The 12384-nt window shown below is 59.0% G+C and carries 8 protein-coding genes; 3 read left to right on the top strand and 5 right to left on the bottom strand.

All coding sequences use genetic code 11. The features are described from left to right. Nucleotides 1–23 precede the first annotated feature (23 nt). Nucleotides 24–4784, bottom strand: coding sequence for an NAD-glutamate dehydrogenase (locus tag ACIQUH_RS17980; RefSeq protein ID WP_400817456.1), 4761 nt, complete (start codon nt 4782–4784; stop codon nt 24–26). Between the two features lie 542 nt (nt 4785–5326). Between ACIQUH_RS17980 and ACIQUH_RS17985 the strand changes: the two genes are divergently transcribed. Next, nucleotides 5327–5896 (top strand): CarD family transcriptional regulator, encoded by a 570-nt coding sequence (locus ACIQUH_RS17985; RefSeq protein ID WP_003505223.1) that lies wholly within the window; start codon nt 5327–5329, stop codon nt 5894–5896. Between the two features lie 75 nt (nt 5897–5971). Here the strand turns inward: ACIQUH_RS17985 and ACIQUH_RS17990 are convergent, their stop codons facing one another. Then, nucleotides 5972–6475, bottom strand: coding sequence for a L,D-transpeptidase (locus ACIQUH_RS17990; protein ID WP_400817525.1), 504 nt, complete (start codon nt 6473–6475; stop codon nt 5972–5974). Between the two features lie 183 nt (nt 6476–6658). Here ACIQUH_RS17990 and ACIQUH_RS17995 point away from each other — a divergent pair, with 183 nt between their 5' ends. Both ACIQUH_RS17995 and ACIQUH_RS18000 read left to right on the top strand, forming a co-directional pair. Then, complete coding sequence (locus ACIQUH_RS17995; protein WP_003505216.1) at nt 6659–7342, top strand: response regulator transcription factor; 684 nt, start codon at nt 6659–6661, stop codon at nt 7340–7342. A gap of 154 nt (nt 7343–7496) precedes the next feature. After that, nucleotides 7497–7952, top strand: a complete 456-nt coding sequence (locus ACIQUH_RS18000; RefSeq protein ID WP_400817459.1) for a cyclic nucleotide-binding domain-containing protein — start codon at nt 7497–7499, stop codon at nt 7950–7952. Between the two features lie 18 nt (nt 7953–7970). Here the strand turns inward: ACIQUH_RS18000 and ACIQUH_RS18005 are convergent, their stop codons facing one another. The 3 genes from ACIQUH_RS18005 to ACIQUH_RS18015 form a co-directional block, all read right to left on the bottom strand. Continuing rightward, nucleotides 7971–8774 (bottom strand): exodeoxyribonuclease III, encoded by an 804-nt coding sequence (locus tag ACIQUH_RS18005; protein WP_400817461.1) that lies wholly within the window; start codon nt 8772–8774, stop codon nt 7971–7973. Nucleotides 8775–8936: 162 nt separating this feature from the next. After that, entirely contained in the window at nt 8937–9662 is a 726-nt protein-coding gene (locus tag ACIQUH_RS18010) for an outer membrane lipoprotein carrier protein LolA (RefSeq protein ID WP_400817464.1), read from the bottom strand. A gap of 50 nt (nt 9663–9712) precedes the next feature. Continuing rightward, the gene (locus ACIQUH_RS18015) at nt 9713–12379 is read right to left on the bottom strand and encodes a DNA translocase FtsK (RefSeq protein ID WP_400817466.1); all 2667 of its coding nucleotides are present in this window, start codon (nt 12377–12379) and stop codon (nt 9713–9715) included. Nucleotides 12380–12384: the final 5 nt, after the last annotated feature.

Genomic DNA, 12384 nt, shown 5'->3' on the forward strand with positions numbered 1-12384 from the left:
ATGGCGTGCTTTAAGGCTGCCGATCAGCGTGCCTGAACGATATCGCCAAGCAGCCCGGCCGCAACCGTCAGACGGGCAAGGTTGGTATCGCCGCTGTCGCTGAGTGCGCCGAGTTCGGAGACGATGCGGTTGACGCGCACGCGGTCCGCTGCATACCAGGCCTGAACCGGATCCTTTTCTCTCGCATATTCGGTCAGCGCGGAGATGACGATCCGGCGTCGCGACGAGGAGATCTGGTCCTGGCTGCGCAGGAGAGCCAAGCTCTCGTAATGATCCGCCGGGGTGATCCGCTGGCTTGCATCCAGCAGACGCGCGACGCGGAAGGTCGACGAGACGGTGGCATAGCTTTCGGCGGCGCGCGCAAGCGTGGTGCCGGCGCTTTCGGCGATGCGCATGATCTCCGGCACATAGACGAGCAGGGAAAGCGTATCGAGTTCCTCCAGAAGACCGGAAGGAACACCGTCGATTTCCGTGACGCCGAGTTCGCGGCGATACTTCGCCGCTGCCGGCGACAGCGTCTTGATCGCGGTTTTCAGGCGCTCGATTTCGGTCGCCATGTCACCTGCGGCTGCGCCCGCGCTCCCGGTTTGCAGGTAAAGCCTGCTCGCATCCGAGAAGATGCGGGTGATCGTGGCATAAAGCCCGTTCTGGACTTCACCCCCGACCTTGCCGTCAAGCGCGTCGACTTCGCTCCACAGGCGTTTGAGACCGAAACCATCCTCGACGATCACCGCCGCCTTGACGACGTCGGCCGCCAGAAGGCCGCTCGCATCGGCAAGTTTCTGCACGAAGCCCGGACCGCCGCGATTGACGACGGCATTGGCGAGCGCGGTCGCGACGATTTCGCGATGCAGGCGATGCGACTTGATGTCGTCCGCATAGTTCTTCTGCATCTTGGCCGGGAAATAATCGACCAGAAGATGCTGCAGATAAGGCTCGTCCGGAAGCGGGCTTGCCACCAATGCGTCGAACAGGGTGAGCTTGGCATAGGAGAGGAGCACGCCGATTTCCGGCCGGGTCAGCGGCTTGCCTGAGGCATATCTTTCGCTCAGTTCGGCATTGTTCGGCAGGGTTTCGACCTTGCGGTTCAGCTGTCCGGCCGTCTCCAGTGCATTCATCAGGCGGCCGAGTTCTTCGCGGTTCGAAAGGCCGAGCCGCTCCGTCAGCGAGATCGCCAGCGATTGCAGGTAGTTATTGCGCAATACCAGCTGCGCCACTTCCGGCGTCATGGAGGCAAGAAGCTGGTTGCGTTTCGGCATCGTCAGGCGACCGCTGTTGACGGCGGAGGCGAGCGCGATCTTGATGTTGACCTCGACGTCGGAGGAGTTCACACCGGCCGAATTGTCGATGGCGTCTGAGTTGCAGCGCCCGCCCGAAAGCGAGTAGGCGATGCGACCCTTCTGGGTGATGCCGAGATTGGCGCCTTCGCCGATGACCTTGGCGCGCAGCTCGGTAGCATTGACGCGGATGGGGTCATTGGCCCTGTCGCCCACCTCGGCATTGGTTTCCACCGCCGCCTTGATGTAGGTGCCGATGCCGCCGAACCAGAGGAGATCGGTCGGCGCTTTCAGGATCGCGGTCATGATCTCGAAGGGCGTGGCGACTGATTTGTCGATGCCGATGGCGGCCACGGCTTCCGGGGTCAGCGTTACCGATTTTTCCGAGCGGGAAATGATCATTGCGCCGGCGGAGAGAGCCGAGCGGTCATAATCCTGCCAGCTGGAGCGCGGCAATTCGAAAAGCCGCTTGCGCTCAGTAAAGGACCTGTCGGTATCGGGGCTCGGGTCGATGAAGATATCGCGGTGATCGAAGGCTGCAATCAGCCTGATCTTTTCCGACAGCAGCATGCCGTTGCCGAAGACATCGCCGGACATGTCGCCCACACCCGCCACAGTGAAGGGGGTCGTCTGGATGTCGGTGTCCATTTCCCGGAAATGGCGTTTCACCGTTTCCCAGGCGCCACGCGCGGTGATGCCCATCTTCTTGTGGTCGTAACCGGCCGAGCCGCCCGATGCGAAGGCATCGTCCAGCCAGAAGCCGGCCTCATGGGCAAGACCATTCGCCGTGTCGGAGAAGGTCGCCGTTCCCTTGTCGGCGGCGACGACGAAATAGGGATCGTCACCGTCGAGCCTCAACGTATCGGCCGGCGGCACGATGGCGTCGTCGACGATATTGTCGGTGATCGAAAGCAGGGTGCGGATATAGGTCTTGTAGGCCTCGCGGCCGGCATTGAAGACCTCGTCGCGGGAGCCGCCGGCGGGCAGGCTCTTCGGGAAGAAGCCCCCCTTGGCGCCCACCGGAACGATCACCGCATTCTTGACCTGCTGCGCCTTGACGAGACCGAGCACTTCCGTGCGGTAGTCCTGACCGCGATCCGACCAGCGCAGGCCGCCGCGCGCGACCTTGCCGAATCGCAGATGCACACCTTCGACCTCTGTTCCATAAACGAAGATTTCGCGGAAGGGCCGTGGATCGGGCAGGCCATCCAGATGTTTGGGATCGAACTTGAAGGCAAGAATGTCACGCGGTGTGCCATCGGCGTTTTTCTGGAAGTAATTGGTGCGCAACGTCGCGTCGATGGCATTGACGTAACGTCTGAGGGTACGGTCCTCATCGAGATTGGGAACGCCGCTCAGGGCCGCTTCGATTGTTTTGTGTATTTCGGCGAGTTTCTTCAGCCGCTTCTTTTCATCGACAGACGGATCGAAGCCGGCCTTGAACAGCGCGAAAATATTCCGGGAGATGGCCGGATATTTATAGAGTGTTTCGGAAATATGCTCCTGCGAATAGACGATGCCGGTCTGGCGGAGATAACGGGCATAGGCGCGCAGCACGGAGACTTCGCGCACGGTAAGGCCGCAGGCGAGGATCAGGCGGTTGAAGTTGTCATTGTCCACCTTGCCGGAGAAGGCGGCGAGGAATGCTTCTTCGAGTTTCGGTCCATAGTGCGGCAGATCGAGCGTCGTTCCCTTGGTGACGGACAGTTCCATGTCATGCAGCACGATATCGCGCTTTTCGCCGTCCGAAACGACGCCGATATCGAAGGTGCGCTCGCTGATGACGTTGAAACCGAGATTTTCGAGCAGCGGCACGCGCCGCGAAAGCGGCAGGTGACCGTCGCGGTGGAAGATTTTCAGCGAAAGCGTTTCCGCCGACTGGCCTTCCTGCTGATAAAACTCGATACGGACCGGTTCGCCCTTCGCGGCGCCCAGAATATCCGGCATGTCGCCGATCGCCTCTTCCGGGGTAAAGGCTTCCTGATAGGCCTGATCGACCTCCAGCACCGGCGCACCCGGTTCGGAGAGGGTGATGAAATGATCGATCCAGCGCGCCGCGATGTCGCTGACGGCGTCTTCGAGCTTGTCCTGGGCGATACGCGGCGTCTTGCCTTCCGTGCGGCCGACGATGAAGTGGACGCGGGCGACGGCGCCTTCGGGGAAAGCGGGGTAATAGGCGGAAATATGCCCGTCATAGACCCTGCTCAGATAATCGCCGATCTTCTCGCGCACATAAGAATTATATTCCTCGCGCGGAACGAAAATGATGGCTGAAACGAAGCGGTCGAAACGGTCGATACGGGCAAGAACGCGCACGCGCGGCCGGTCGCTGAGTTCCATGATCTGCTCGACGAAGCGGATCAGAAGATCGGTCTCGATCTGGAAGAGATCGTCGCGCGGATAGGCTTCCAGCGTGTTCTGCAGGATGCGGCCGGAGTGGCTGTTCGGGTCGAAGCCGAAATGTCGTTCGACTTCCGCCACCTTGGCGCGCAGCAAGGGTATCTGCTTGACCGAGCGCGTATAGGCGGTGGCGGTGAAGAGGCCGACGATGCGCAGTTCGCCGATGACATTGCCGTCCTCATCGAAGCGCTTGATGCCGATATAATCCATATAGGCGCGGCGGTGCACGATGGATTTCACGTTGGCCTTGGTGACGATGAGGAAATCCGGGCCGTCGAGGAAGGCAAGGATTTCCGGCGTCGTCGTCACGGCGTTCTTGCCGAGGCGCAGCACGCGCACATCCGGATCGCTGAGGCTGCCGAGGCCGACGCCGTCACCGCGCTCGATCTTGGCGTTCTTTCCCTTGCCGGAATAGGTGTAGTCACGCATGCCGAGGAAAGTGAAATTGTCGTTGCGAAGCCAGTTGAGGAATTCGACGGCTTCCGCACGCTCCGTCTTGCGCCGTGACGAGCCGCGTTTGGACAATTCGTCCAGCGCCTCGTCGAGTTTCGCCAGCATGGGCCGCCAGTCGCGATAGGCAAACTGGACCTGCGTCAGCACGAAGCGCAGCCTTTCTTCAAGCGTTGCGGCGGCTGGCTGCGTGAGCGGCGCGATATGCAGCTGGATGAGGCTGATATTTTCAGCGGGATCATCCTCCGGTTCCGCAAGACGATAGCCCGCCTGCGCGCTTTCGTCGCGCACCAGGATCGGGTGCACGGCGAGGTAAAGACCGCGATAGCTGCTGGTGACCTCGCCCATGACGGAATCGTAAAGGAAGGGCATATTGCGGCCGATAATGGTCAGGACCGTTACCGGAATGTCCCGCGGCGAAACGCCCTCCACCTGGGAGATGCCGATGTACGGAGCGTCTCCGGTCCAGCGCGAAAGCGCCTCAAAACTGTGAGCGGCGCTCGCAGCCAGCATCTCTGCGGAATAATATTCTATATCGTCGGCGCTTGCCCTTCCATAAAGAATACCTGGATCAAGAAATTGGACATTTTCGGCAATTGCCTGCTGGCGCGCTTTTTCGATCTGTTTTTCGCGTTTTGGATTATTTCTGTAGCCCATTTGACGTGGATTCCTCCAAAAATCACACTTTAATATAAAAAAGCATCGCCAATTTGCGGATTTTGCCTTTTCAGTCGAATCGGATATTGGCGTGGAATTACGAAGAGTTTAAGAGGCTTTCGTGTTTCTTCAGTTTGGAAACGAAATTTTTTTGCTTCTTTTGCCATGAGGGCCTGTCACGAAGCATTTTGACAGTATTTCTGCGGCTAATTTTTAGGCGGTTCTTTGGCTGCCATGTGATGTTGCGGCCACGGTCGAAGCAAATTATTGATTTGCGCCTATTTTTGTGGTACACCAACGACACTGATCCACAGCGTGGCATTTGTGTGCCCAAAAACACCACGAAAGCAACACCTCTTTTGCACGCGGTTTCCGTGACATATCGAGCGTTTACGTTATCGAACCCCGCAAGACGGGAAGGTGTGTTTTTGCGTGCACGGCTGGACCAGTGCGGAGTCACCTGACGGTTCCCCCGTCTCATCAGGGCCTGACCGACCCAACCCCGGCATCCCCGGGTATGTAACAGGGAGTTTTTAGAACGAATGACGACCCAGCAGAAGAAATCTCCAGCACATCACGGTTTCAAGACCGGTGAAGCGATTGTGTATCCCGCTCATGGTGTCGGTACCATTTCTGCCATCGAGGAACAAGAAGTCGCCGGCATGAAGCTTGAGCTTTTTGTCATTGATTTCGAAAAAGACAAGATGCGTCTTAAAGTTCCCGTCGCCAAAGCCGTCAGCATCGGCATGCGCAAGCTTTCCGAAGGCGATTTTGTCGAGCGGGCGCTGAAAGTGGTGCAGGGCAAGGCGCGTGTGAAGCGGACCATGTGGTCGCGCCGCGCGCAGGAATATGATGCGAAGATCAATTCCGGCGATCTCATCGCGATTGCGGAAGTTGTGCGCGATCTCTACCGTGCGGAAAATCAGCCGGAGCAGTCCTATTCCGAGCGTCAGCTTTACGAAGCCGCTCTCGACCGCATGGCGCGCGAAATCGCCGCCGTCAACAAGATGTCCGAAACCGAGGCTGTTCGCCTGGTGGAAGTCAACCTTGCCAAGGGCCCCAAGCGCGGCAAGACCGTCGAAGAGGACGATTCTCAGGACGAAGCCGCTTAATAACCGGCTTTTTCCCTCTAAAAAAACCCGCCTTGATGGCGGGTTTTTTGTTGCCCGATTGGCTGGATATCCCCATCACAGGATTCGGATTTTCGTGCCCTTGCGCAGATGGGGCAAAATGCGCCTGATGTCGCGGGGGTGGAGGGCAACGCAGCCTGCGGTCGGCTCGTATCCCGGTCGGATCATGTGCATGAAGATCGCGGAGCCGCGGTTGCGGCTTCGTGAGGTGATGTTCCAGTCCAGCACCAGACACACATCGTAGAGGCTGTCCTTGCGCATCATTTCTTCATGGCTTGGCGTAAAGGGCGCCTTGACCAGCCTGTTGTAATTGGAGTTGCGAGGCTCGTCGCACCACAGCATCGATTTTTGCGTCCGTTGCATGGGCAATGCCGTCGCAGTAGCGGAAATGCGATCGCCGCGATAAAATCCGTGCAGCAGTCGGGTGATGGAGATCGGTGATTTCCCGTCTCCCTCACGTTTCATGGGGGTGCGGCCGTTACGTCCGATGGCGGCGGGAAAGGTGAGATGCCCGAATTGCACGATGGCCCGGCTGATTTTCAGGGGAGCCGGCCGAACCATGAGCGTCGACACGCGTTTACGTTGTTCTGGGGGGCGTTTGCTCATGTTTTTCACGAGATTTTGCTTTGCAGGTTATTTAACGTGAAGTCATAGCACTTCATCATATGATGGCAATGGGTTGACCTTTTATCGGCAAACCGCTGAATTGGCTGACGATTAAAGTAAGAAAGGCTGAGAATCCGAATGACGGCTCGCACTATCCTTCTGGTGGACGATGACGACGATCTTCGGGAGACGCTGACCGAGCAATTGTCTCCCTATGAGGAATTCTCGCTCCTGAGCGGTGCAAATGCCGCACAGGCGATGCAGACCGCCAAGACCGCCCAGGTCGATCTTCTGATCATGGATGTCGGCCTTCCCGACATGGACGGCCGCGAAGCGGTGAAGCTGTTGCGCAAGGGCGGCTTCAAGGCACCGATCATCATGCTCACCGGGCACGACACCGATTCCGATACGATCCTCGGGCTCGAGGCGGGCGCCAACGACTATGTGACGAAGCCGTTTCGCTTCGCCGTGCTTCTGGCGCGTATCCGGGCTCAATTGCGTCAGTATGAGCAGAGCGAGGACGCGGTTTTCACCGTTGGGCCCTATCAGTTCAAGCCCAGCCAGAAGCTTCTGACAACCGAAGACGGGAAGAAAATCCGGCTGACGGAAAAGGAAGCGGCGATCATCCGCTATCTCTATCGCGCCGGCAGCACCGTGGTGACCCGCGATGTCCTGCTCGAAGAGGTCTGGGGTTACAATTCCGGGGTGACCACACACACGCTGGAAACGCATGTCTATCGCCTGCGCCAGAAGATCGAACGCGACCCCTCCAATGCCGAAATTCTGGTGACCGAAAACGGCGGCTACAAGATCGTTCCCTGACAAAGGGCGCCTTTGCGTTGGTCATCATGTCAGGTTTGAAAGTTCACGCCGCGCGTCCGAGAAGACGCGCGGCGTTCTAACATCTTGTATTTTGAGGGCCGATATTGGAAAACCGCTATAGTGATGCAGGCGGTTTTCCGGAGTAACGATCGACATGGCCTTGACGGACGATATCATGCTGCTGGGGCAAGTGCCGTTATTCGCGGGGTTCAGCGATGACCAGCTGCGGCTCATCGCCTTCGGTGCGGAACGCCGCCGTGTCTCGGCCGGGCAAACATTGTTCCGGGAACATTCACCGGCCGAATGCGCCTTTGCAGTGACCTCGGGCCATTTCGAGCTTTTCGCAGCCGGGCGGGATGGAAAGCCCGTGCTGCAGGCGACGCCGGGCAAAGGCGCGTTGCTCTCTGAACTCGCGCTTTTCACGCTCTGCGAACGGAAGTTCACTGCCGTCGCGGCGGAGGATTCCGAAGTCATCCGGATAACGCGCATCCTCTTCCACCGGCTGGTGGAGGAGTTTCCGGAGGTTGCCGATATCGTGTCGGCGCGTATTCGCGATAATATCGCTTCGCTGGCTGCGGGGGCAGCCCGTTTGCACAACCGCTTCGTCTGACGCCAGTCTTCGTCCTGTTCAGAACCGGAAATGGGCAGTGACGGGAACATGGTCCGATGGACGGTTCCAGCCGCGGGCCTCGCGCAATATGTCGATTTTTTCGAGCGAGGAACCGAGATCCTGCGACGACCAGATATGGTCGAGACGGCGGCCGCGGTCTGCGGCTTCCCAATCCTTGGCGCGGTAGCTCCACCAGGTATAGATTTTTTCCGTCTCCGGCACGTTCAGGCGCATCAGATCGAGCCAGTTGCCCTTCTTCATGATGTCAAGCATGCCTTCGGTTTCGACAGGCGTATGGCTGACGATCTTCAGAAGTTGCTTGTGCGACCAGACATCGTTCTCGAGCGGCGCGATGTTGAGATCGCCGACGAGAATGGATGAGGTGCCGGGCACGCCATCGGCGCGCAGCGCCTTCATTTCCTCGATGAAATCGAGCTTGTGGCCGAATTTCGGATTGATCGACCGATCCGGCTCGTCGCCACCGGCCGGAACGTAGAAATTATGCAGCCGCACGCGGCGCGATCCAACCTGGAAAATCGCGGAAATGTGCCGCGCATCCCCGACACCGCAATAGTCCTGTCGATGATCTTCGGCCAGTGGAATCTTCGAGGCGATGGCGACGCCGTGATAGCCCTTCTGGCCGTGAATGATGACGTGCTCATAACCGAGCGCCTTCAGGGGCTTCATCGGAAACTCGCCATTCGGGCATTTCGTTTCCTGCAGGCAGAGAATGTCGGGCTTGTAACGCACCAGAAACTGCTCAACGATCGGCATTCTGAGTCTGACCGAGTTAATGTTCCAGGTGGTTATCGAAAACGACATGCATGTGCTCCGCTTTTATTGCCGCGAACCGCATGGGCCGTGACAAGTTTCCGGGGCGCAGGCTTATAACATCGTGACGAAAACGGGAATGTATTTTAGCGGGAAAATGAAAAAGGCGACCATGGGGTCGCCTTTCGAAGAATTTCCTCGGGGCCTGAAGCCTCAGCCGCCTTTGCGGACTTCCTCGTAATTGATGTTGAAGACGCGTTCATCAAGGTTCACGCCGGTCTGCACATTGAAGATCATGACCGTCGTGTCCTTGTTCTGGGCGTCGGTCGTGGTCCATTGTCTCAGATCGAAGGTCTTCGGGTCGAACATCAGGGTAATGGTGGAATCGCCGAAGACGCTCCTGTCACCAAGTACGATGGTGGTCAGGTCCGATTCTTCCTTCACATCGCGGACCTTCTGGTTGCCGAGATCGATCTTGTCGGAGAGAAGCAGGCTGAGCGGCGTCTTGGACAGCGGATAGAGATCCCATGTCTTCAGCTTCATGTTGCCGATGACGACGTTCTTGCCGTCGGCGATGACGCGCATGGGTGAGGGATCTTCATAGTTGAAACGGAGTTTGCCGGGCCGTTCGATGTAGAACTTGCCGCCGGTCTGCTCACCACGCGGGCCGAACTGCACGAATTCGCCCATCATGGTTTTGACCGAGGAAAAATGATTGGCGATTTTCTGCGCAGTGGCAGTATTGCCGGCTGCCTGGGCAAATGCGTCGAGCGGCGACAGGCCGGCGATCACTGCAGCCATGGAAAATGCCGTCAGCACGCCCCGTCGCGTCACGCCGTTTTGCTGTGCGTTTGCGATGGCCGTTTCGCCGGTGGTGAGGTCGTTCATTCTGTTCTCCTTCATCGCAGCGATTGTCCGCATAAAAGGCGGCGGCTTCATGACGTTGAAAGCGTGTAATAACGCTTCTCCGCCGCGCTTGGTTGCGGATGTTATCGCTCGATGATGTCTGCTTCCGTCGGTACGAGTATTTCGCGTTTTCCGGCATGATTGGCGGGGCCGATGATGCCCTCCTGCTCCATGCGCTCGATCAGCGAGGCGGCGCGGTTGTAGCCGATGCCGAGGCGCCGCTGCACATAGGAGGTGGAGGCTTTACCATCGCGAAGCACGACGGCGACGGCCTGGTCGTAGGGGTCTTCGGAGTCGGAGAAATTGCCGCCGCCGGCCGGGCTGCCGCCAGCGCCTTCCTCGTCATCTTCCTCGGTGATGGCTTCCAGATATTCCGGTGCGCCTTGTGTTTTCAGATAAGCGACGATCTCTTCGACTTCATTGTCGGAAACGAAGGGGCCGTGCACGCGCTGGATGCGTCCGCCGCCTGCCATATAGAGCATGTCGCCCATGCCGAGCAGCTGTTCGGCGCCCTGTTCTCCAAGGATCGTGCGGCTGTCGATCTTCGACGTTACCTGGAAGGAGATGCGGGTCGGGAAGTTTGCCTTGATCGTGCCGGTGATGACGTCGACGGAGGGGCGCTGCGTCGCCATGATGACGTGGATGCCGGCGGCGCGCGCCATCTGCGCCAGACGCTGCACCGCGCCTTCGATGTCCTTGCCCGCGACCATCATCAGGTCGGCCATTTCGTCGATGATGACGACGATATAGGGCAGGGGCTTCAGGTCGAACTCTTCCGTTTCGTAGATCGCCTCGCCGGTCTGGCGGTCGAAGCCGGTCTGTACGGTTCGGGTGAGGATTTCGCCCTTGTCGAGCGCCTGCTGCACGCGGCTGTTGAAGCCGTCGATGTTGCGCACGCCGATCTTCGACATCTTCTTGTAGCGCTCTTCCATCTCGCGCACCGTCCATTTCAGGGCCACGACGGCCTTTTTCGGATCGGTGACGACGGGAGAGAGCAGATGCGGAATGCCGTCATAGATCGACAGTTCGAGCATTTTCGGGTCGATCATGATCAGGCGGCACTGTTCCGGCGACATGCGGTAAAGCAGCGACAGGATCATGGTGTTGATGGCGACCGACTTGCCCGAACCGGTGGTGCCGGCGACCAGCAGATGCGGCATCTTGGCGAGATCGGCGATGACGGGTTCGCCGCCAATGGTCTTGCCGAGCGCCATGGCGAGCTTGGCCTTGCTGTTTTCGAAATCGCGGCTGCCGATCAGTTCCCGCAGGAACACGGTTTCGCGCGTCTGGTTCGGCAGTTCGATGCCGATGGCATTTCGGCCGGGAACGACGGCGACACGGGCGGCAATTGCGCTCATGGAGCGGGCGATGTCATCCGCAAGGCCGATGACGCGCGAGGATTTGATGCCGGGTGCCGGTTCCAGTTCGTAAAGTGTCACCACCGGACCGGGGCGGACGTGGATGATTTCGCCCTTGACGCCGAAATCCTCGAGAACGCCTTCCAGAAGTCGGGCATTCTGTTCCAGCACTTCCTCGCTCAGCATATTGTCGCGAACGACATTCTTCGGTTCGGCCAGAAGATGGACGGTGGGGAGCTGGAAACCGTCTGCGGCGATGAAAGAGGCCTGCGCCTCCCTTGCCACGCGCTCGCTCGGCTTCGGGCGTGCCGAAGGGGCGGTTATTCTGGGCTGCCCGCGTCCAGGCGCCTGTCTGGCGGTGAATTTCTGGTCGGACTCGTCGTCGGAGAGAATGCCGTTCGGCAGCCGCTGTCCATCCGCGTCGAAGGGTGGTTCGTCATCCATGTCCTCGTCATGATCGAGCGCAATGGAGGGAGGCGACATTTGGCGACGCGATGCGGCGCGTTCTTCGAAAGACGGCTCTGCGCGCTGGTCGAGGCGATTGATTGCGGTCTTGAGGCGCGAGGGTTCGTTCAGCGTGCCGAATTCATATTCGTTGAAGTCGTAAGGATGTTCGAATTCGTCGTGCAGGGATTTCGACTTCAGGCCGAACAGGCGGCGGAAACGCGCCTGGGTGATGTACCAGTAATGCGTCAGCGCGCCGAAGGCGAGCATATTGGCGAAGAAACCCTCGCCGTCGTCTTCATCATCCTCTTCTGCCTCACGGGTTGCGCGGGCCTTGCTGGTGGCGACGGGAGCGGCTTCTTCGCGTTCTAACTCGTCATCCAGACCGCCCACAATACCGGCGGCAAACAGCATCAGCCAAGCGGCGGGCGCCGCAAATATGATACCCAGTACCGTGGCAATGGTGCCGGTGGGGTAAGCGCCGATGAAAAGGGCGGGAAAGCGCAGGATCATGTCACCGATGACGCCGCCGATGCCATTCGGCAGCGGCCAGGTGACGGGGGCCGGAAAACAGCCGAGCGAGGCAGCGCAGACGATGGCGCCCGCAACCCATGCGACGAGGCGGGCAGGTATGCGGTGGAGTTTGCGACCCGCGATCAGCGCGATCGCCCAGGCGATGACGGGGAGAAGCGAGATGATTGCGGAAAGCCCGAGGAACTGCATCACGATATCGGCAAAGATCGCGCCGCTGTAACCCAGAAGATTGGTGGGCTGGTTTCCCGTGGCATAAGAGAGGCTCGGATCCGCCACGTTCCATGTGGCAAGCGCGGCGATGCCGAGCGCAATCGTGGCTAAAAGAGCAAAACCGGCGAGAGCCATGATCTGACGCACGAAAAACGCCGTCAACACGAAGCGCGTGTGACGACCATCGAATGTCGGAGAATGCATTCTGC

Origin of the sequence: Agrobacterium sp. NPDC090283 (genome assembly GCF_044769685.1) — a bacterium.
Taxonomy (GTDB): Bacteria; Pseudomonadota; Alphaproteobacteria; order Rhizobiales; family Rhizobiaceae; genus Agrobacterium.